This is a genomic window from Cupriavidus sp. FW306-1B-F12B (assembly GCF_058781795.1).
In genome coordinates, this window is sequence record NZ_JBYSXC010000005.1 from 244,562 (window position 1) to 265,811 (window position 21,250).

Here is a 21,250-nt window from a genome sequence, read left to right on the forward strand (position 1 = left end):
TTCCGCATCCTGTTACGTGAACGGCCGGAATTCGATGGTTCACCGCCGATCCGGTAGGACGTGACCAGCCATCCCACCGCCGCCATCACACCGGACGCAACGCCTCAAGCATGATGTCAGCCAGGCGCTGCGATACCTCGGACGCGGGTCCCGGCGCGCGCAGGAGCATCAGGGGCATCTTGCCGAGCGGCGGCAATCCTTCGGCAGCCCCAAGTTGCCGCAGCGATGCCGGCAAGCCGTAGGGCGTGCGGACCACCAACCCAAGTCCGGCTGCCGCGGCGGCCCACAGGCCACCAAGGTTGGGGCTGGTGAACGAGACGCGCCAGGGGATTCCGGCGCGGTCCAATGCCGCCGTGGCGGCATCGTGGAAATGGCAGGGCCGGTCGAACGCCGCCAGCGGTATCGGCTGGCCGGGCTCGATGTGCCACGGCAGCGCAGCCGGTCCGACCCAGCACATCGGCGGTTCGCCGACCACGGCGATATCGGCGCCGGGCTCTCTTGCCGTCCGAGCGCCATCCGCGCCGCCCCAGACCAGCGCGAGATCCAGCGTCCGCGCCTGGATGCGGGCGAACAAATCGTGATTGCGCGCCACCATGGCTTCGACCCGGACCTTCGGATGCGCTCGCGCAAACCGCCCCAACACCTCCGGCAGCATTGCCTCGCCGAACTCTTCCTGCAGTCCCAATCGCACGCCGCCGGACAGGTCCACCCCTTTCACGGCCGCGGCAGCTTCGTCGTTCAGGGCAACGATTCTGCGCGCGTAGCCAAGCAGCAGACTCCCCGTCTCGGTAAGTTCCAGGGTCCGGCCGGCCTTGCGAAACAGCGGCGTGCCTGCCATGTCCTCGAGCTTGTGAATCTGCGCACTGACGGCCGAAGTGGAGCGCCCGACCTGCTCCGCAGCGCGCGCGAAGCTGCCCAGGTCGATGCCGGCGATCAAGCTGCGCAGCGCGGCAATATCAAGATTCGACGTCATGGCAATCGTGCGGAAAAACGAAACAATTGGTCCCAAACTTTCTGATTTTCAAGACGAATATTGGTTGCAATACTGACGCCCTGTCAACAGCCTTATCGGAGGGCCGTCGTGGCCGAGTCCGTCTGTTTTGCCCGCCCTGGTGGCAATTCCCTCGCGGCTTCCGCTGCTTCGCATCGCTGGAAAGTGTTGGGCGTCGGCGTTGCCGCGAACGCCAGCTTCATCGCTGCCGCCAACGGGTTGCCCGCCACCGCGGTGTGGCTGCGTAGCGCCTATCAGATCGACAACGGGGGGCTTGGCCTGCTGCTTGGTGCGTTGGGCATCGGCGCCGCGTTGTCCGAACTGCCGTGGGGCGCAGCGGCCGACCGGTGGGGCGACCGTCGCGTCCTGCTGTACGGGCTCGGCGCCACCGCTCTCATACTGGCGGTGATGGCACTGTTCCTGGCCCCAAGGCCGGATCGCGTGCCGCCGTTGCCGGTGGCGATGGCCTGCATGGCGCTGCTGGGACTGGCGGGCGGCAGCGTCAACGGGGCCAGCGGGCGGGCGGTGATGCGATGGTTCGCCGACGGCGAGCGCGGCCTGGCGATGAGTATCCGCCAGACCGCGGTGCCCCTCGGCGGCGGGCTAGGGGCGCTCGTGTTGCCGTGGCTGGCCTTTGCCATGGGCTTTCGCTGGGTGTACGCAGTCCTGGCCGCGTTCTGCCTTGCCTCTGCCTGGCTGACCTGGCGATGGCTGCACGAACCCGCGCATCTCGATGCCCCCGCGTCGGCACGGCGCCATGCGCACGACAATGCCAGCCCGTTGCGCAGCCTGCGGGTCTGGCGCATTGCGGTGGCCATCGGTATCCTGTGCGCGCCCCAGTTCGCGGTCTTGAGCTTCGCCTCGGTGTTCCTGCACGATGCGGCCCATGTGGGTGTGTCGGGCATCGCCGCCACCCTTTGCGCTGTGCAGCTCGGCGCGATGGCGATGCGGATCTGGAGCGGCCGCCGTACCGATCGGCGTGGCAACCGCCGTGCATGGCTGCGCCAATGCACGCTGATCGCCGCGCTGATGTTCGTGCCGCTGGCCCTCTGCGCGGCGGTCGGGCAGGGTGTTCCGGCGACGCTGACCATGGCCGCGGTCGTGCTGGCTGGCATCGCGGTTTCGGCCTGGCATGGGGTTGCCTACACCGAACTGGCGACGCAGGCGGGCGCGGAGCGGGCGGGTACGGCCCTCGGACTGGCCAATACGCTGGTCTTCGCCGCGTACTTCGCTGCCCCTGCGGCGATCCCGCCACTGCTCGATCGCGGCGGCTGGGCCGGCGTTTGGCTCCTGGCCGGGGCCTGCGCGGCGACGGCGTGGCCGCTTTTTCCCCGGGCTGGCGATGGTCCCGGCAACTGACCGACGTTTCCGGTCACTGCTTCGACCGGCGAGCAGCTTCCCATTAATAGGCATGCGCAGGGTTCTGAAAAGGAGAACCACTGCGACGGGATTCCGGAACTCGCCGTATCAGGTCACGAGGCGCTCAATGGCGACTTTCGCGCTGAATCCTGTAAAGCTCACGCCTGGGTCCCACCATTTCAGGCGATGACCTTCTACACTGCGGCAGGCTGCTCGCGCAGGCGACGGGCTTCGTCGCGCAGGAACTGCTGGTAATCGTCCAGATCGCCGTCGAAGGGCTCGACGCCGCCCTTGGTGACCAGCCAGAACTCATCGCATACGGCGCGCAGCAGGGCCCGGTCGTGACTGACCAGCATCACTGTGCCTTCGAATTCGTTGAGCGCCATGCCTAGCGCTTCGCGGGTGGCCAGGTCGAGGTGGTTGGTAGGCTCGTCGAGCAGCAGCAGGTTGGGACGCTGCCACACGATCATGCACAACACGAGCCGCGCCTTCTCGCCGCCGCTCATCGTGCTAACCGCCTGATGGACCATGTCGCCACTGAAGTTGAAGGTGCCGAGGAAGGTGCGAAGGGATTGTTCGGTGCCACTCTGGCCGGGAGCGCGCATGTGCGCCGGCGTGTCCTTGGCAAGGCGGATCATGTGTTCCATCGGCGTGTCGAGCGGGCGCAGCACGTCGAGTTCCTGCTGTGCGAAGTAGCCGATATTCAGGCCTTTGCCTTCGCTGATTTCGCCGGCAATCGGTGCCAGCGCGTGCGCCACTGTCTTCACCAGCGTGGACTTTCCTTGGCCGTTGGCACCGAGAATGCCGATGCGCTGCCCGGCCAGCACGGAACGGTTGATGCCCCGCACGATGATCGTGGGCGGCGTGCCCGGCAGTGCGCCGGTCGGCGCCGGGTAGCCGAAGCTCGCGTCCAGCATCGACAACAGCGGGTTCGGGACGTTGAGCGGCTCCTTGAACTCGAAGTTGAACTCTGCGTCGGCAAGTACCGGTGCGATCTTCTCCATGCGTTCGAGCGCCTTGACCCGGCTCTGCGCCTGCTTCGCCTTCGAGGCCTTGGCCTTGAAACGGTCGATGAACTTCTGCAGGTGGGCGATCTTGTCCGCCTGCCTGGCCAGCGCGGCCTGCTGCAATACGAGTTGCTCAGCGCGCATGTCTTCGAATTTGCTGTAGTTGCCGCCATAACGCACGAGCTTGGCGTTGTCGACGTGCACCGTCACCTGCGTCACCGCGTCGAGGAATTCGCGGTCGTGGCTGATCACTACCAGGGTTCCCTGATAGCGCTTGAGCCAGGCTTCCAGCCAGACCAGTGCGTCGAGGTCGAGGTGATTGGTCGGCTCGTCGAGCAGCAGCAGGTCGGATGGGCACATGAGCGCGCGCGCCAGTTGCAGTCGCATGCGCCAGCCGCCGGAGAAACTGTTGACCGGCTGACCAAGCTGCGCAGCACTGAAGCCAAGGCCGAGGATCAGCGCCTGGGCACGTGCGGGGGCATCGTGTGCACCGGCGTCGTGCAGGGCCATGTAGGCGTGCGCCATGCGCATGCCGTCGTCGCTGACCTCGGCGGCGGCTACTTCGGCCTGCGCGGCCAACAGCACGGTATCACCCTCGACTACGAAGTCGGTCGCGCTCTGCCCGGTCTCCGGCATCTCCTGCGCGACCTGGCCCATCTTCCATGCAGCGGGTATCGAGAACTCACCGCTGTCTTCGTGTAGCGTCCCGTTGAGAAGGCCGAAGAAGGATGACTTGCCGGCGCCATTGCGGCCGACAAGACCAATCTTTTCGCCGGGGTTGAAGGTGACGGACGCGCGGTCGAGTACGACATTGACGCCGCGACGCAGCGTGACATTACGGACGGAAATCATAGGGAGCTACTTCAGAGAGGATTCGCATGATAGCCGACCGGATGTGCAGCGCTGTAGTCTGATGCGTTGACGTTTGCGCTCATGGCTGAGATCCATCCTGTAGCGGGGGCATGGCCGCGGCGGAAGGTTTCCCCCGCGGAGGAGGCGATCATGCGATCAGCGCGTTGGCGACGATCGCTGCCGCCGCTACGCTGGACGTGCTGATGGCCAGCCAGCATCCCAGCAGGAGGGCGCCGTTGGCCACGCTTCGACCTGGAATCATCTTGTGTGCTCCGAGGGATGGGGGACTTCCAGCTTGGCGTTCGGCATACTGCTCTCTCCGATGAAATTTATTCAATGATTTTGAGTTCTCGTTGGGCGGCGCTTTGTTCGCTGTGTTGCATTGACGTGCCGTCTATGTGGCGAACTATATCGTATGAAAGTGCGGAGATAAGCCAGCCAGAGTTGTAAACATTATTCAAAAAATTTGATTATTCAGGGCATGTAAGACCCTGGCTCCGGTGGGCGTTTGATGCCTGAAGCCGGCGCGCGTGGCGGCTCCGACAACTTGGAGGAGATTGAAAATGACCGCTGGCGGCGCGGCACCAGGCGAACCAATCAAGCCCGGTCGAGTTAGCATTCAGTACCTTGATCTTCGTCCGCCCTCCGACTTTCTCCCGACGCTATTCAGGCGCCATCTGCGGGTCGCGCGGCCCCATGGCGATGCCGTAAGATCCCGAGGGAGCCGGACACACCGGATCCTGGCGCCAACGAAACTCGACCTTCCCTTCCCGCGGGCCGCCACCACGCCGAGCACCTTTCTGACCTAGTCCAATGTGGAAGTTTCGACATGACCAGACTCTTCGCCGCAAGAGCAGCCTGCCTTGGCGAGTTGGGGGGGCAGGGAGAGAGCGGCACGCCCGCGGCAGGGCCTGCCACGCTCTGATGCTGCTTCTGCTTGCGGGACTCAGTGCCTGTGGGTCGCTTTCTCACAATGCTCCGCGCAATCTGCCTCAGGCCGCGGCTGGCAGCGCATCGGCGGCCATGCGCGAACCCACCGACGTCGCCGGCCCGACAACCGTCGCCATGTCGTTCTCTGGCGGTGGCACGCGAGCCGCAGCTTTCGCCTTCGGCGCGCTGCAGGGGCTCGACGCCATGAGAGGTCCCGGGGACGCGTCCCTGCTCGACGACGTCTCATTTATCAGCAGCGTGTCCGGAGGCTCCATCACCGCGGCGTACTACGGTCTGCACGGCAAGGCCAGCCTGGCGACCTTTCGATCCGTGCTCTTGAAGGACGGAGAGGCGGGGCTTCGCTTCAGTCTCCTGAATCCGGTCAACCTTGCGCGCCTCTTCGCGGGAGGCCTCAACAATCGGGAAGATCTCCAGACATGGCTCGATGAAGACGTGTTCAAGGGCGCGACGTTCGCCGACATGTTCCGCCGCGGCAAGCCGCTCGTCTGGATCAATGCCACGAACGTCTACTACCGGGTCGCGTTCCCGTTCAGCCAGCTGGCATTCGATGCGCTATGCAGTGATCTCGCGAGCTTTCCCGTTTCCGAGGCCGTCGCCGCATCCATGGCGGTCCCGCTCTTCTTCGCACCGATCGTCCTTCAAAAATATCCCGAGGCTTGCAGTACACCGCTGCCGAACCTTGACCACGCCCAGAGGCCCGGGCAATCGCTGCTGCTTGGCGCTTTGGCAACCGCCGTTCGCGGTCACCGGGACACTTCGAAGGGAAAGTACATCAAGCTGGTAGACGGCGGGGTGACCGACAACTACGGCCTGGCCACCATTTTGCAATCGCGCCTGCTGCTGGGCACGGCTTACGGTCCCATGAGCGAGAACGACGCGATCAATGTGCGGCGGCTACTCTTCATCGTTGTTGACGCCGGTCAGGGCCCGCGCGGCGATTGGAACCAAAGCCCGGATGGCCCGTCCGGAATCGAAGTCGCAAGTGCGGCCATCGACGCGGGCATGGCGACCAGCGTCCGCATGACCTATGACGCCTTCGTTCCCATGATGCAGCGGTGGCGCGACGATCTCGTGGCGTACCGGTGTGGGCTGCCGCATTTCCGGCAGCGGGAGATCGCTGCACGCCGCCCAGGCTGGCGGTGCAATGAAGTCGAATTCTTCGTCACGCGGATCTCGTTTGAGGCCCTCGACAAGGAGCGAGCTGCAAGCCTGAACGATCTGCCGACCAGGCTTCGACTGCCCGAGAAGGACGTCGATCGCCTGATCGAAGCGGGAAGGGATGCCATCCTTGGCAACCCGGTGATCCGCGAGTTCGAGCGCGAATCGACCGAGACGCGATAGTACCGCGGCACGCGGCGTGGGTGAGGCCGCGTTCTTGCTGCTCGGCCGCGGCGCTCTGGCGCAGGCATGTGTCCGGCATGGCGAGAATGCCCGATACTCCGTTCACGCCAGCCGTCCTCCGTGCACCGGCGCACCGCCCACCGACATGTCGGCGCACAGGATCGTCCCGGTGGTCGACTCGGTCATGAATAGCGTGGTGCCCTCGGTGCCGCCAAAGCACAGATTGGTCAGCGATGTGCCATCCGGGCTACGAATCACCTCCACAGGCTCGGCGCGATGATTGAGCACCCAGACATAACCAAGTCCGGGATTCGCCACCAGCAGATGGCCATCCGATCTCATTGCCAGACCGTCGGGACCGCTCGGGCCGTAAGAGGTAAAGAACTGCCCGACCTTGCTGACCGAACCGTCGGCCTGCAACGGCACGCGCCATACGCTGTTGCCGCGGGTCATCGCGACGAACAGCACCTTCTCGTCAGGCGCGAGGACGACACCGTTCGGGCTCGGTGCGTTGTCCAGCAGGACGTCCAGCTTGCCGTCGGGCGTCAGCCGATAGACGCGGCCCGTCGGATCGTGCAACCCGGTCTGGCCCTGGTCGGTGAAGTAGAGATTGCCCTGCGAATCGAAGGTCAGGTCGTTGACGCCCCGGAAGCGTTCCGAATTCCTGCGCTCGAGAAACGGGGTTACGGTTCCCGACTTTGCATCCAGACGCACCAGGCCGTTGCGATAATCAGTGATCAGGAAATCACCGCTGGCCAGGCGCTTCATGCCATTCGGTTCACCGTCGTACTCGGCAACCAGCTCCCAGTCGCCCTGCATCGAAACACGGAAAATGCGGCCGTAGGGGATGTCCGTCACCCAGAGATGGCCATTGGCCCAGACCGGCCCCTCCAGGAATGAGTCGATCGTCGCCCCGCCGCGATTGGCATGCGCCCACGCGTTGTCGGGGTCGTGCCGACGGAACGACTCCGGAAGCCGGGTGAGCACCCGTGCATCGCGTACGGCCGGTTGCTGAAGTAGGAACATCGCCGCTCCTGGTTATTGCTTCTCAATATGCGCCTTTTGCGCAACCGTTGCCCATTGCGCGGTTTCGCGCTGGATCAGCTGCGCGAACGCGGGGCTGTCCAGGTTGCCCGGCTGCGACCCCATCTGCGCAAGGAACGTCTTCATGTCGGGCGCCTGGAGCGCCTTCTGGATTTCCGTTTGCAGGCGCGTAATGACGTCGTTCGGCGTGCCCTTCGGCGCGGCAAGGCCTGACCAGTTGAACAGGCTGAAGTTGGGTACACCAGCCTCAGCGAATGTAGGGACGCTCGGGAACACATCCACCCTGGTCTTGCCACTGATGCCCAGCAGGCGCATCTGATTACCCTTGACCGGCGCCAGCGCGGTCGGGGTCGACACGACCAGCAGATCCACGCTACCGGACAGCAGCCCGACCATGGCCTCACCAGCCCCCTTGTACGGCACATGCATCAGCTTGATACCTGCGGCCTGTTGGAACGCCTCGGCAGAAAAATGCGGCGAACTACCGGGGCCGCCGGTGCCAAACGTCACCTCTCCGGGATGCGCCTTGGCATAGCTGACGAGCGAAGCCAGGTCCTTGAAGCGCGAATCGACCTTGACGCCAAGCACCACCGGCGAAAATGCGAACGGCGCGATAGGGACCAGAGCGGTCTGATGGTCCCAGTTCAGCTTCTTGAAGACATAGGGGAGGGTAGTGTAGGAGTTGTCGTTCGCCAGAAGCGTGTAGCCATCGGCGGGTGCGTTCACGACCTGGGACGTGCCGATCGTGCCGGACGCGCCCGGCTTGTTCTCCACGACGAAGCTCTGCCCCGTCTGCACGGAGAGCTTCTGCGCAACCTTGCGCGTCACGACGTCGACGGCGCCGCCGGGAGGATTCGGCACGATGATGCGGACCGGTTTGTCCGGGTACGCCGCCACAGCGGACAGGCTGACAAGCAGCGTCGTTGCTGCCACCAGGCAGCCAATGGTTCGATAAAACACCTTTGTCTCCTTGTGCTGCGGGGGAGACCTGACTGTCCGTCGGCTCCTCCCGCGACACTTCTGTTCTAGTTGATGATGCAGCCGTGCGTCGGTCAGGCCGGCGTAGCCACGCCTTGCAGCACCGCCAGGACGTTCTTTGCCGCCCCAACGCCCATGTTCACGTACGCCGCGTTGCTGACGCCGCCGATGTGCGGCGACAGGATCAGGTTGGGAATGTCGCGGAACGGATGCGGCACGGGCATCGGTTCCACGGCAAAGCTGTCCAGTCCAGCCGCATACAGTTTGCCGCTCTGCAGCGCTTCGGCCAATGCAGGCTCGTCGATGAGTCCGCCTCGCGCCGTATTGACCAGGATCGCGCCGTCCTTGAACGTCTCCAGCGTTTCGCGGTTCAACATGCCACGGTTCTCTTCCGTCAACGGGCAGTGCAGCGACACCACGTCCGATTCCCTGAACAACCGAGGCAGGTCGACAAGTGTTACGCCTTCCGGGACTGTCGCCGCATAAGGATCGAAAGCGGTGACATCCATGCCCATCGCCAAACCAACCACGGCGGCGCGGCGGCCGATCTCTCCGAGCCCCACGATACCGAGCGTGCAACCGTTCAGTTCGACGGCCTTGTAAGTCGCCTTGTCCCAATGACCCTGGCGCATGCGATCGTTGAGATGTGGAACCGCTTTGGCACACGCAAGGATCAGCGCCCACGCATGTTCAGCCACGGCGGCGGCATTGGCCCCGGCCGCGGCGGCCACCTTGATGCCGCGCGCCTGCGCAGCGGCTTTATCGATGGTGTCAGTTCCGGTGCCGTGTTTCGAAATCACTTTCAAGGCGGGTGCTGCGTCCATGACTTCAGCGGTCAAGCTGCCGTAGCGCACGATAATGCCGACCGGGTTGTGCTCCTTTGCCAGGGCTGCAATATCGGCGGTCTGGGGCGTTTTCCCCGCGAATACGATTTCATAGTCGCCCAGCAGCGCGAGGGCTTCCGGCGCGAGGTCGGCACCCGTGACGATAATGACTTGCTTGTTCGTCACAGTGCTTCTCCCTGCTTCAGGACGCCCGCCGTCACCAGCGATGCCAGCAGCCAGGGCGCGGTGGTATTGCCTTCCCTGATCTGGGCGATGCGCTTGGCTTCCGCCTCTTCCTTCTTTGCCGCCGCATCGAGCAAGGCTTCGATCTTCTCGCGCTCCACCACGACCAGGCCATCGGCATCGCCGCAGATGTAGTCGCCAGGGTTCACCGTGACGCCACCAACAGAAATGGGATGTCCAATGCGCCCGCCAACCTCCTTGGTGGGGCCGTTAGGGTTCGTGCCCACCGAAAAGACCGGGAACTGCATTTCGTCGAGCTCGAGGCTGTCGCGGACCGCGCCGTCGATGACGACACCGGCAAGGCCGCGCTGGCGAGCGGCATGCATCATGATCGTTCCCATCAGCGCAGAGGTCTGGTCCCCTTTGCCGTCGACGACCAGAACATCGCCCGGCTGCGCCAGCGCCAGTGCTGCGTGGATCATCAGATTGTCACCGGGGCGAACCTCGACAGTGAAGGCGGGCCCGGCGACTTTCATGGTCGGGCGCAAGGCCCTGATCCGGCCATGCAAAGCGCCGCGGCGTCCGCCGACATCGGAGAGGATCGCCGGTTGGAACCTGGCAGCCCGCGCCACGATCTCGGCGGGCACGCGCTCAAACGATTTGATGATGTTGGGCAAGGTCATGATGGACTCCGGCAATATGAAATGGATAGGTAGATAAGGGCGTCAATCCAGCTTCGTGCCGGAGGTCTTGATGACCGATGCCCAGCGTCCGATGTCCTGCTTGATCAGCGCGCTGAACGCCTCAGGCGTGCCGGCCAGCACCGATGCGCCTTGTTCATTCAGCTTCTTGGCGAGCTCCGGGGATTTGAGCGCCTTGTTGAACTCGGTATTGAGGCGCACCACGATCTCCTTCGGTGTCGCGGCAGGCGCGACGAAGCCGAACCAGGTCGCGGTATCAAAGCCGGGATAGCCCAGCTCGGCGACTGTCGGCACCTGGGGCAGGTCTGGCAAACGCTTCGGCGACGTCACCGCGAGCGGCCGCAGCCTGTTGTTCTTGATATGCCCGAGCAACGTTGGCACGGATGCCATGTAGAGATCGACCTGGCCGCCCATCAGGTCGTTGACCGCCTGCGCTGCGCCCTTGTACGGCACATGGGTGAACTTCACCTTCGCGGTACCCTGAAGCAGCTCGCCGCCAAGGTGCGCCACCGTGCCGTTGCCCGGCGACGCGAAATTGATCGCTCCGGGCTTTGCCTTGGCAGCCTGAAGCGCGTCCTTCATCGTCTTGTAGGGCGAGTTGACATGCGTCACCAGGACGAGCGGCGCGGAGGCGACCAGACTGATAGGCGCCAGATCCTTCAATGGGTCATACGGCAGCCGTTCATACAGCGAGGGATTGATTGCAAGGTTGCTGGTCTGCCCCATGACGATGGTGTAGCCATCGGCCGGCGCCTTGGCTGCCGCGTCAACCCCGAGGTTGCCACCGGACCCTGGCTTGTTCTCCACCACAAAGACCCAGCCGGTCGACTTGGCCACCGTATTGGTGACTTCTCGCGCGATGATGTCCGTGCCCCCGCCGGCGGGAAAAGGCACGATGACGCGGATGGGCTTGGTGGGGTATTGCGGCGCGGCCTGGGTAGTGGCGGACGCCAGAACCAGACCTGCGGCAAGCATGAATATGCAGTGACGGGAAATTGCCTTCATTACTGTCTCCGAATCTCGGTTTCGTTGTGATTCGGATTGTGGTCGACCGTTTCACGGCATACAATGCCGTTTCATACCGTGCACCTCGTTTCATTCTATGAATGCGAATAGTGATCCAAAGGGCGCCTCAAAAGGCGACGATGGCGCCGGGGGCGTCATAGCGGTCACCCGCGCCCTGCGCGTGCTCGAGGCGTTCGGGGTGAACGACCCCCAGCTCTCACTTGCCGAACTGAGCCGGCGAACCGGCATCCACAAGACCACCGTGCTGCGGCTGGCGCGCACGCTGGCGGCGGACAACTACCTGGTGCAGAAGGAAGACGGCAGCTGGCGGCTCGGCCGCGCAGCAGGGTGGCTGGGCGCGTGCTATCAGGCAACCTTCAACGTTCAGGAAGTGGTGGAGCCAGTCCTGCGGGAGCTGACGATCAAGACCGGCGAAAGCGCTTCGTTCTACGTCCGGGAGGGACAACAGCGAACCTGCCTGGTCCGGGTCGAAGGACCGCAGGCCATCCGGCATCACGTCAGGATCGGGGCGGCCCTGCCGCTGGACAGCGGCTCGCCAGGCCGCGTAATTCTGGCGTTCTCGGGAGAGCCGGGCGAGCTTTATGAAATGATCCGCCGCCGTGGATTTCATCTGTCGCTCGGCGAGCGCGAGGCCGAAGTCTCCAGCGTGTCGGCACCGGTTTTCGGATTGCACTGGCGGCTGCTAGGCTCCATGTGCATTTCGGGACCGACCGCCCGGCTAGGCGAAGAGCGTTTGCTGGAGCTGGCGCAGACAGTCGTCGATGCCGCAAACAAACTTTCGTATGCCATGGCGGGAAGCCAACGGCCTGCGATGCCAATTGAAAGGCCGTCGACCTGGCACCCTTGATACTGCAGATGTGGGGCAAAGAGAGCCGATGGCAATCGTAGATGACCTCTGTCAGTCGCGAGCCGGTGGTCGCTTTTCGACCCTACACTGTCGTTGCGCGTGTCATCACCATGGACCGGAATTGGCCGGCAAGCGGTCATTCTGCGAAATGCACCCTCGATACTTCCACTCCGCCTATGGGGCGCGGCGATAAGGCACGATTACGCGCCATGGCAGGCATCGTAACCCCGCGAACCCTATCGGATTTTCCGGGCGAAGGAGCGTCTGATCGGCTACGCCCATTGAGGGAATATGATTATCCCTGAGAGCGCACGGTTGGATTTGCACTGATGGGCCGCTGAAACCGCCAGGTGAACATCAAGCGGAAACCACCATGCGATCAACCATCGCCTCGCACAGGTGCATCAGCTTTTGCGTATCCAGAGTCTTGGTCTTCGCGGTAGCGTTGATGGAAAAGACCTGTGCGATGCCACGCATGCTGGCGACGATGAAAGTGGCCAGGCTGTCCAGGTCGGACTCGATGAAGCGGGTGCCCCGGGACTGTTCTGCCTCCAGGCACTCGCGCACGAAGGCGATCGTGGCATCGTTCATGCTCGCGACGTCTGCGGCGAACTCCTGATCCTGAAAGATGGCTTCCGACAACAGCGCCGAGAACACCTGGGTGTTGGAGTCCGGCTTGCTGAGGCTGCCGAAGTGCGCGCGTATGAAGCTGCGCAGGCGCTCGAGGCCGACCGTGTGCCCTTCCGCCTGCTGGAAACGCTTGGCGAAATCGGTGCGCAACTCGGTCAGCACGGCCAGTTGCAGGGCCTGCTTGTTGCCGTACAGGTGAACGACGAGACCTTTGCTGACGCCCGCGGTCTCGGCCACCTCGGCAATCGTCATACCGCCTACACCCTTGGCGCGCATGACCGTCATGGCGGCATTGATCAAGGCCAGCTCCGACGTGGCGCGCCGCTCCTCCTGGGTGCGACGGGTTCGTCGGGCGGTATGGGGTGTCATGGCAGTCATAGTTAAGCAAATTCAGGCGTTTTGTGAACGGAGCAGATTCTCCAGATTATCGGGCGTGAGAGCCAGAGTGCTCAGGATTTCGCGCGTGTGGGTGCCGACGGGCGCGATGTCCCGCATCTCCGGCGGCGTGGCCGAGAACCGCGGCGCGGGGGCGGCCTGCAGCACGCCGCCACGCGTGACATAGCTCTGCCGCGCTGCCATGTGGGGGTGGCAGGCGGCCTCGTGCGGCGCCAGCACGGGCGCCCAGCAGGCGTCACTGCCACCCAGGCAAGCCTCCCATTCGGCGCGTGTACGCGAGCGCATGAGTGCGGCCATGGCTTGCCTGAGTTCGGGCCACAGGCCGGGGTCGTTCTGGCCGCGGACAAAGCGCGCGTCGCCGTCCAGCCCCAGGCGCGCGAGCAACTCGGCATAGAACTTGGGTTCGAGCGGCGCAAAGTTGATCCAGCCGCCATCCTGGCACTGGTAGCTTTGCGCCGCCCAGTGCGAACTGTCAAAAGCCTGCGTGCCGCGTTCGAAGCCGCCGCCGCGCCGCTGGATGGCGCCCAGCATCAGGTTCAGCATGTGGGCCGCGCCATCGACGATGGCGGCATCGACGACCTGCCCTTGCCCCGTGCTGCGCGCATGCTGCAGCGCGGCCAGCAGCCCTACCGCCAGATACAGCGCGCCGCCGGCCACATCGCCGAGTACGGTGGACGGCGCCATCGGCGGTTCACCGGCCGGCCCGGCAAACCACAGGGCGCCGCTGAGGGCGGTGTAGTTGCTGTCATGGCCGGCGCGCGGCGCCCACGGCCCTTGCTGGCCCCAGCCTGTCATGCGGCCGTACACCAGAGCAGGCCGCCGCTGCAGGCACACCTCCGGCCCCAGGCCCAGGCGCTCCATCACACCCGGGCGCATGCCTTCGATCAGCAGGTCGGCGCCCTCGCACAGGCGCAGCACGGCCTCCACGGCGGCAGGGTCCTTGAGGTTCAGCACCACCGATTGCTTGCCGCGGCTGGTGATGGCATGAGGCCGTTCCGGCGCGGCCAGGCGCTCCGGCGGCTCGACGGCAATGACGGTCGCCCCCAGGTCCGCCAGCAGCATGCCGCAGAACGGACCGGGTCCGATGCCGCTGATTTCGATCACTTTGACGCCTGCGAGTGGGCCCAAGCTGCTGCTCCTTGTTGAGGTGGATGGGTGGAAATGCAGGACCTGCGGAAAACCCTATTTGCTAAATCATACAAACTTACCGACCATATGGTAAGTAAGTTGAGGAAAAAACATGAAGACAGACGAGACAACTTCCCGGATAGAAAAGCCCAGCCTCTGTGGTTGGGACGCCCATCAGACTCCTTTTCTCAAAGGAGTCCGCTGCACAGCGTGCAATGAAGTGGCGTTCCCACCGCAGCACTATGGCTGTGAGTGCTGCGGCAGCGCCGAACTGGCCGATATCGAACTGGCCGCGCAAGGGGGGGTGCTCGGCAGCAGCCAGGTCCACATCCATGCCCAGCCGGAGCCTGCAGTGCCATTCACGGTGGCCGAGGTCCGGCTCGACGCCGGCCCGGTGGTGCGCGCCCTGCTGGACGTGGGGCACGAGGCGGGCGACTGGCACGGCCGGCGCGTCCATGGCGTGCTGCGTCAGCGCGGGCAAGACCCCGCGGTTCTGGAATTCCGATTCGGGGTGACGGCATGAAGCGAACACTGAAGGACCTGCGGCCGGTCTACGTCGTAGGCATAGGCTGGCATCGCTACCAGGAGCCGTCGGATACGTCGTACGTGACGCTGGGCCTGACCGCCGCGCGCCAGGCGCTGGCCGACGCGGGCGTGTCCATCGCCGGCGTGGACACCGCCTATGTTGCCCGGGCGCTGCTGGGCATGGCCTGCGGGCGGCCCATCCTGCGCCACCTTGGGGCGACGGGGCTGCCTATCGCCCATGTCGAAAACGCCTCGGCGTCCGGTTCGACGGCGTTCCGCAATGCCTGCATCGAAGTGGCCAGCGGCCTTGCCGATACCGCGCTGGTGCTGGGCGTGGACAAGCGCGCGCCGGTGGTACGCGGCGAGACGCAGGCTGGCATCGAGCAACTGGCCAGCGAGTACATCGCGCCGTTCACACACTTTGCGCTGCTGGCAGACAAGTACGTGCATCGCTCCGGGGCCGACATGCGCGACATCGCGCTGGCCGCGGTGAAGAACCACAACAACGGCGCGCTCAACCCGAACGCCCAGCGCCAGAAGCCGCGCACGCTCGAGGAGGTACTGGGAGGGCGCAAGGTGTCTGGCGAGCTCACGGTGCTGCAATGCACGCCGGTCGGCGAGGGCGCGGCGGCCGTGGTGCTGATGTCCGAAGATGCAATCCAGGCGCACGGCATCGATCCCGGCCGCGCGGTGCGGGTGCTGTCGTCGGCCGCCCGGAGCCAGGCTGTTTACAAGGACGCTACAGCGTTCGACGAACTGCTCACGCAGGCCACCTGCCAGCAGGCGCTGAAGGAGGCCGGCGTAGCGCCCACGGCAGTTGATGTGGTCGAGCTGCACGACGCCTTCGCGATCGAGGAAGTGCTTTACCTCGAGGCCATGGGCCTGTGCAAGCCGGGCCAGGCCATACCGGCCTTGAAGGCGGGCGAGTTCCACATCGGCGGGAGGGTCGCAGTGAGCCCATCGGGCGGGCTCATTGCCATGGGGCATCCGATCGGTCCGACTGGCGTGGGTCAGATCGCCGAAATCACGCTGCAACTCCGCGGCGAGGCCGGGCAGCGGCAGCAGCCCCGGGCGCGCACGGGGCTGGCGCACATGGTAGGCGTGGGCGCCGTCTGCTACGCGCACGTGCTGGGCATCTGAACCGCGAATTTCAAACAGGAGACATGCACATGATCGACTACATGGTCGAATTCGACGAGGACACGCGTGCCATTGTGGACCTTACACGCAAGCTGGTGCACAAGCACCAGATGCCACTGGAGGCCAGGAAGCTGCAGGGCGGCGAAATTACCCCGCAGGATCTGCTGCCCGGTACCAGGGCCGCCAAGGAAGTGGGCCTGTGGGGCCTGACGCTGCCCGAGACGCTGGGCGGCGCCAGACTGACGGTAACGCAGCAACTGGCGGTCATCGAGGAGAACTACCAATGCCTGGTGCCCCTGCGTTTCGGCGGGCAGGTGCCGCCCTTCCTTTTCAACGCCACGGGCTTGCAGAAGGAGCGCTACCTCGATCCCTGCCTGGACGACCGGCTGCGGTACGCGTTCGCACAGACCGAGCCTTCGGGCGGGGCCGATCCCGGCAATGCGATCCAGACCAAAGCCGTTAAACGGGGCGACAAGTGGGTGATCAACGGCACCAAGGTCTTCATCTCCAGCGTCGGCCCCGCCGAGGTGATCTTCGTCGTGGCCGTGACCGATCAGGAAAAGCGCCAGCACGGCGGCATCTCCATGTTCGCGGTGGACAAGTCCAACCCTGGCCTGAACGTGTCGCGCGACATCCAGACGCTGGACGGCATGATCACCAACGAGCTGATCTTCGACAACTGCGAAGTGCCCGAGGACGCAATGATCGGCGCCAGCGGCGAAGGCTTTCGCAACGCCCAGATCATCTTGTCGCAGGCCCGCTTCGGCGTGGGCGCTCGCGCCCTGGGCATCGCCATGCGTACGCTGGAAATGATGACCGACTACGCCAAGCAGCGCGTGACCTTCGGCTCGGCCCTGTCGCAGAAGCAGGCGGTGCAGGCCATGGTCGTGGATTCGTGGATCGACATCAACCAGTGCCGCCTGATGATGTACGCCGCCGCCAGGAAGGCCGATGCCGGCCACGATACGCGCGTCGAGGCCAGCCTGATCAAGATGCAGGCTACCGAGGTGGTCGGCCGCGTGCTCGACCGTGGTGTCCAGATCTTCGGCGCGGCCGGGGTGTCGCTGGATAACCCCATTGCGCACTGGTATCGCTCGCAGCGTCCTGCCCGCATCTATGAAGGCCCGACCGAGGTGCACAAGTACCACGTGCTGGCCCGCCACCTGTTTCGCTGAAGGATGGACACCCCGATGACAACCGCACCAAACTTGCCTGAACACTGGGCGCAGGTCCAGCCCGACAGGCCCGCCGTGGTCGCCGCAGACCAGACCCTGACCTGGCGCGAGCTCAACACGCTGGCCGACAACATCGCCAACCAGCTCGCCCGGCGCGGCGTCGGCGCCGGCGACATCGTGGCGCTGCGCATGCAGACCACGTCGCAATGGGTGGCCTTGATGCTGGCGCTGTCCAAGCTCAAGGCCCGGCTGCTGGGCATCAACTGGCGCCTGGTCGCCGACGAGGTCGCCTATGTGCTGGAGAATGCCGGCGCCAGCATGCTGATCCTGGATGACGAGCAGCCGCAGGCGTTCATGGACAAGATCTCCGTGCTGCCGCCGGATGCCATGATTCCGGTGTCCACGACCGGCGCGGCAAGCCAATGGAACGTGCTGACCCAGCCCGGCGGAGTGCCGCTCGCCATGGACGAACTGTGCGAGCAGATCATCTACACCTCGGGTACCACGGGCAGGCCCAAGGGTGTGGCGCGCCATCTGCGGCCCGAGCCGGGCAATGAGCGCCTGAACCGCTACCTCGAAGCCCAGGGCGGGGCGTACAAGCGATACCAGGCGGCCGACGTGGTGCTGGTGTCCATGCCGCTGCATCACGGCTCAGGCCCTTCGCAGGTGCGCGCGGCGATGGCGCACGGCTCCATGCTGGTCCTGCAGAACCGCTTCGATGCCGCGCATTGGTTCGACCTCGCCGAGAAGCACGGCGTCACGCACTGGACCGGCGTGCCTACCATGTACAAGCGGCTCAAGAGCTACCAGGAGACCTCGGGCCGCCAGGTGCCGCGCCTCAAGAGCATGGGCATTGGCGCCGCGCCGGTACCCATGGCGATCAAGCAGTGGGTCCACGAGCAGTTCGGGCCGGTGCTGCATGAGGGCTACGGCTCCACCGAGACCGGCATGGTCGCCGGCATGAAGGCAGAAGACCACTTCCGAAAACCCGGCTCCAGCGGCCTGCCCTATGACGGCGTGGAAGTGGAGATCCGCGACGAGGACGGCAAGCCCTGCGCTTGCGGCACCGTCGGCGAGATCTGGGTCAATACCCCGGCCGTGATCAGGAACTATCTCAACGCGCCGCCGCTGGATGAAGACACGCTCGATGCGCGCGGTTTCTTCCGCACGGGCGACATGGGCAAACTCGATGCGGACGGCTATCTCTACATCACCGACCGCGCCAAGGACATGATCATCTCGGGCGGGGTCAACATCTATCCCGCGGAAATCGAGGCGGCGTTCTACCAGCACCCCGGCTTGCTCGACATCGCGGTGGTCGGCCTGCCTGACGAAGAATTCGGCGAGAAGGTGGTGGCCTACTACGAATCCAGGAACGGCCGGCCCATTGCCGGCGATGAACTGGCCGCGCTGGGGCAAGCGCAGCTGGCATCGTACAAGCGGCCGCGTTATTTCGTGCATGTCGCCGAACTGCCGCGCAATGCCGTCGGCAAGATCCTGAAGCGCGAGCTTCGCCAACCTCATTGGAACAACCAGGAGCGCAACGTATGACTTTGAACCTGACCGACCTCAACGGAAAGATCGCGGCCGTCACCGGTGCCGGCCAGGGTGTGGGCCGCGAGGTGGCCCTGCACTTCGCCAGGAGCGGCGCCGGGGCCGTCATCGTCAACGACTTCTATGCCGAGCGGGCCCAGGCAGTGGTAGAGGAAATCAGGGCACTGGGCGCGAAGGCCGTGGCCGCCGTATGCGACGTGACCGACCAGGCGCAGGTCAAGGCTGTGTTCGCGCAGGCCACGGACGAGGCCGGCGGCAGCATCGACATCCTGGTCAATAACGCCGGCAATTCGGGCGTCAACCCCGATCCCGAAGCGCGCAAGCATTTTTGGGAAGTCGGCGAGGCAGCCTGGGACAGCTTCATCCGCGTCAATTTCTACGGTGTCATCAACTGCACGGCGGCGGTGGTGCCCGGCATGATCGAAAAGAACGCCGGCCGGATCATCACCATCATCTCCGACGCCGGCCGTGTGGGCGAACCCAACCTGGAAATCTATTCCGGCGCCAAGGCCGGGGCCGCCGGCTTCATGCGCGGCGCGGCCAGAGCGCTGGGGCGCTACAACATCACGGCCAATTGCGTCGCCATCTCCGCCACGGCAACGCCGGCGATCGCGGCGCGCCTGGAGGCCGATCCCGACAGGAAAAAGAAGATGCTTTCGAACTACGTGATCCGCCGCGTGGGGCAGCCTGAGGACGTGGCCAACATGGTGTTGTTCCTGGCATCGGGATCGAGCTCGTGGATCACGGGCCAGACCTATCCGGTCAACGGCGGGTTCTCGTTCAACCTGTGAGGAGCGCACCATGACCACCGAGCAAGCTGCAATGCTGGAGAAGAAGGACGGGGTGGCTGTCATCACCCTGAACCGGCCCGAAGTCAAGAATTGCTGCAACAACGCGATGGCGATCGCGCTGCAGGACATCATGGACGATATTGACGAGGACAAGAACTGCTTCGTTGCCGTCATCCATGGTGCCGGCGGCAATTTCTCTACCGGCGCCGACCTGAAGGAAGCGGCCAGCGGTGTCAAGCGCACCAGACTGCGCCGCGGGGGCTTCGGCTGCTTCGTGCATCCGCTGCGCAAGCCGCTGATCGCCGCCGTCGAGGGCTATGCGGTGGGTGGCGGCTTCGAGCTGTGCCTGACCTGCGACATGGTGGTGGCCGCCGCCAACGCCAAGTTCGGCCTGCCCGAGGTCCGGCACAACCTGGTCGCGGTCGGCGGCGGGCTGTTCCGCCTGCCCAAGAAGATTCCCTACAACATCGCGTTCGAGATGGCCCTGACCGGCAAGATCTACGACGCCGATTTCCTGCGGCCCTATGGCATCCTGAACCGGGTGGTCGAGCCGGGCGCGACCCTGGAAAACGCCATGGCACTGGCCCGCTCGCTGCTGGTGAACGGCCCGACGGCGCTGGCCGCGTCCAAGCGCATCATGTCCAAGGCCTTCGAATGGCAGGAACTGGAAGCCTGGGAAAACCAGATGCCGATTGCGCAGGTCGCGCTCAACTCAAAGGACCGGGTGGAAGGGCTCAACGCCTTCGCGGCCAAGCGCGCGCCGGTCTGGTCCGGCGAGTAGCGCCAGAAAGCCGGGAATAAGGAGGAGACAACTATGCAAAGACGAAGCTTTCTGCTGGGCTCCGCAGCGGCGGCCACGGCATGGGCAGCGCATTCGCCACTGCTTGCGCAGGACAAGACCCCGATCAGCATCATCATGCCGTTGGGCGGCGGCACAGGCGCCGACACCAGCACGCGTATCCTTGCCGATGTGCTGTCCCGCGAACTGCAGCGCACGGTGATCGTCGAGAACAAGCCAGGCGCCGACACCATGATCGCCACGCAATACGTGCTGAACGGACCGGCCGACGGAACGCGCGTACTGATGCTCTCGCCCAGCAACATGGTGATTGTTCCGCTGGTCAACAAGAGCCTGCGCTTCAATCCCGAAACCCAACTGCAGCCCGTCATCACCTCGGTGCGCGGCGGTGCCGCCCTGGTCGTGAAGGCGGGCAGGCACAAGTCGCTGGCCGAGTTCGTCGCCTACGCCAAAGCCAACCCGGGCAAGGCATCGCTGGCCACCTACAGCGGGCATTACTACAAGCTGCTGGCGCTGATGATCCAGCGCGACCTCGGCATCCAGCTCAACAACGTGCAATACAAGGCCCCGGCGCCCGCGCTCAACGACGTGGTCGGCGGCAATGTCGACGCAATGATCATCGACGCCGGCGCCGCGCGCGAATTCTTCCGCGCCGGCAAGATCCACCTGCTGGCCTTGACGCACGAGCGCAGACCGCCAGCCTTCCAGGATGTGCCAACCTTCAGCGAGCTCGGCTATGCCGATTCGACGGCTTACGTCTGGATCGGCTACGGGGTCAAGGCCGGTACGCCACCCGAGATGGTGCAGCGCCTGTACAAGGGATTCTCGGCCGCGCTCAAGTCCAAGGAGTATCTGGCCTACGTGGAGCAATCCAGCGCCGGCTCCGAGACAGTAGATCTGGACCCCGAGAAGACCAGGCTCTATGCGCAGGAGGAGCGCAAGCGCTTTGCCCGTCTGATCGAAAAGACCGGCTATACAAACTAATGGGACTAACAGATTGACATGGCT

19 protein-coding genes are annotated in these 21,250 nt (G+C 64.6%); 10 read left to right on the forward strand and 9 right to left on the reverse strand.

Annotation, left to right across the window (positions count from 1 at the left end):
* Nucleotides 1-85 precede the first annotated feature (85 nt).
* On the reverse strand, nt 86-973 hold the full coding sequence (locus AC3WLE_RS11245) for a LysR substrate-binding domain-containing protein (protein WP_492318013.1): 888 nt from the start codon (nt 971-973) through the stop codon (nt 86-88).
* A 108-nt stretch (nt 974-1,081) separates the two neighbouring features.
* On the opposite strand from AC3WLE_RS11245, the gene AC3WLE_RS11250 reads away from it, so the two are divergent.
* Entirely contained in the window at nt 1,082-2,350 is a 1,269-nt protein-coding gene (locus tag AC3WLE_RS11250) for an MFS transporter (protein ID WP_492351501.1), read from the forward strand.
* Between the two features lie 194 nt (nt 2,351-2,544).
* Here the strand turns inward: AC3WLE_RS11250 and AC3WLE_RS11255 are convergent, their stop codons facing one another.
* Nucleotides 2,545-4,209, reverse strand: a complete 1,665-nt coding sequence (locus AC3WLE_RS11255; protein ID WP_492318011.1) for an ABC-F family ATP-binding cassette domain-containing protein — start codon at nt 4,207-4,209, stop codon at nt 2,545-2,547.
* A 1,023-nt stretch (nt 4,210-5,232) separates the two neighbouring features.
* On the opposite strand from AC3WLE_RS11255, the gene AC3WLE_RS11260 reads away from it, so the two are divergent.
* Nucleotides 5,233-6,501: a patatin-like phospholipase family protein gene (locus AC3WLE_RS11260; protein WP_492356342.1), complete on the forward strand. Its 1,269-nt coding sequence runs from the start codon at nt 5,233-5,235 to the stop codon at nt 6,499-6,501.
* Between the two features lie 102 nt (nt 6,502-6,603).
* Here the strand turns inward: AC3WLE_RS11260 and AC3WLE_RS11265 are convergent, their stop codons facing one another.
* The 5 genes from AC3WLE_RS11265 to AC3WLE_RS11285 all read right to left on the reverse strand — a co-directional run bounded on the left by AC3WLE_RS11265 (nt 6,604) and on the right by AC3WLE_RS11285 (nt 11,236).
* The gene (locus tag AC3WLE_RS11265; protein WP_492356343.1) at nt 6,604-7,527 is read right to left on the reverse strand and encodes an SMP-30/gluconolactonase/LRE family protein; all 924 of its coding nucleotides are present in this window, start codon (nt 7,525-7,527) and stop codon (nt 6,604-6,606) included.
* Between the two features lie 12 nt (nt 7,528-7,539).
* A complete protein-coding gene (locus AC3WLE_RS11270; protein WP_492356344.1) occupies nt 7,540-8,505 on the reverse strand; it encodes a Bug family tripartite tricarboxylate transporter substrate binding protein in 966 nt (321 codons plus the stop codon).
* A 92-nt stretch (nt 8,506-8,597) separates the two neighbouring features.
* On the reverse strand, nt 8,598-9,533 hold the full coding sequence (locus AC3WLE_RS11275) for a hydroxyacid dehydrogenase (RefSeq protein ID WP_492356345.1): 936 nt from the start codon (nt 9,531-9,533) through the stop codon (nt 8,598-8,600).
* Nucleotides 9,530-10,213, reverse strand: a complete 684-nt coding sequence (locus tag AC3WLE_RS11280; RefSeq protein ID WP_010812580.1) for an RraA family protein — start codon at nt 10,211-10,213, stop codon at nt 9,530-9,532. Before AC3WLE_RS11280 ends, AC3WLE_RS11275 begins: the two co-directional genes overlap by 4 nt.
* A 42-nt stretch (nt 10,214-10,255) precedes the next feature.
* Nucleotides 10,256-11,236, reverse strand: a complete 981-nt coding sequence (locus AC3WLE_RS11285; protein ID WP_492351506.1) for a Bug family tripartite tricarboxylate transporter substrate binding protein — start codon at nt 11,234-11,236, stop codon at nt 10,256-10,258.
* Nucleotides 11,237-11,333: 97 nt separating this feature from the next.
* Between AC3WLE_RS11285 and AC3WLE_RS11290 the strand changes: the two genes are divergently transcribed.
* On the forward strand, nt 11,334-12,104 hold the full coding sequence (locus AC3WLE_RS11290) for an IclR family transcriptional regulator (RefSeq protein WP_492318005.1): 771 nt from the start codon (nt 11,334-11,336) through the stop codon (nt 12,102-12,104).
* A gap of 357 nt (nt 12,105-12,461) precedes the next feature.
* On the opposite strand, the gene AC3WLE_RS11295 is transcribed toward AC3WLE_RS11290, so the two are convergent.
* Entirely contained in the window at nt 12,462-13,103 is a 642-nt protein-coding gene (locus AC3WLE_RS11295; RefSeq protein WP_492318004.1) for a TetR/AcrR family transcriptional regulator, read from the reverse strand.
* A gap of 21 nt (nt 13,104-13,124) precedes the next feature.
* Nucleotides 13,125-14,258: a CaiB/BaiF CoA transferase family protein gene (locus AC3WLE_RS11300; RefSeq protein WP_492318003.1), complete on the reverse strand. Its 1,134-nt coding sequence runs from the start codon at nt 14,256-14,258 to the stop codon at nt 13,125-13,127.
* Nucleotides 14,259-14,370: 112 nt separating this feature from the next.
* On the opposite strand from AC3WLE_RS11300, the gene AC3WLE_RS11305 reads away from it, so the two are divergent.
* From AC3WLE_RS11305 to AC3WLE_RS11335, 7 genes are read left to right on the forward strand one after another with little or no spacing between them, the layout of a single operon-like run.
* On the forward strand, nt 14,371-14,781 hold the full coding sequence (locus AC3WLE_RS11305) for a Zn-ribbon domain-containing OB-fold protein (protein WP_492318002.1): 411 nt from the start codon (nt 14,371-14,373) through the stop codon (nt 14,779-14,781).
* Nucleotides 14,778-15,923, forward strand: coding sequence for a thiolase family protein (locus tag AC3WLE_RS11310; RefSeq protein WP_492356346.1), 1,146 nt, complete (start codon nt 14,778-14,780; stop codon nt 15,921-15,923). Before AC3WLE_RS11305 ends, AC3WLE_RS11310 begins: the two co-directional genes overlap by 4 nt.
* A 29-nt stretch (nt 15,924-15,952) precedes the next feature.
* Entirely contained in the window at nt 15,953-17,098 is a 1,146-nt protein-coding gene (locus AC3WLE_RS11315; RefSeq protein ID WP_492318000.1) for an acyl-CoA dehydrogenase family protein, read from the forward strand.
* Between the two features lie 15 nt (nt 17,099-17,113).
* Nucleotides 17,114-18,649 carry a class I adenylate-forming enzyme family protein gene (locus AC3WLE_RS11320; RefSeq protein ID WP_492356347.1) on the forward strand — a complete coding sequence of 512 codons (1,536 nt, stop codon included), beginning with the start codon at nt 17,114-17,116 and terminating at the stop codon, nt 18,647-18,649.
* Nucleotides 18,646-19,443 (forward strand): SDR family NAD(P)-dependent oxidoreductase, encoded by a 798-nt coding sequence (locus tag AC3WLE_RS11325; protein WP_492317998.1) that lies wholly within the window; start codon nt 18,646-18,648, stop codon nt 19,441-19,443. The genes AC3WLE_RS11320 and AC3WLE_RS11325 overlap by 4 nt, the downstream gene beginning before the upstream one ends.
* A gap of 10 nt (nt 19,444-19,453) precedes the next feature.
* Nucleotides 19,454-20,224 (forward strand): crotonase/enoyl-CoA hydratase family protein, encoded by a 771-nt coding sequence (locus tag AC3WLE_RS11330; RefSeq protein ID WP_492317997.1) that lies wholly within the window; start codon nt 19,454-19,456, stop codon nt 20,222-20,224.
* A gap of 33 nt (nt 20,225-20,257) precedes the next feature.
* Entirely contained in the window at nt 20,258-21,226 is a 969-nt protein-coding gene (locus tag AC3WLE_RS11335; RefSeq protein ID WP_492317996.1) for a Bug family tripartite tricarboxylate transporter substrate binding protein, read from the forward strand.
* Nucleotides 21,227-21,250: the final 24 nt, after the last annotated feature.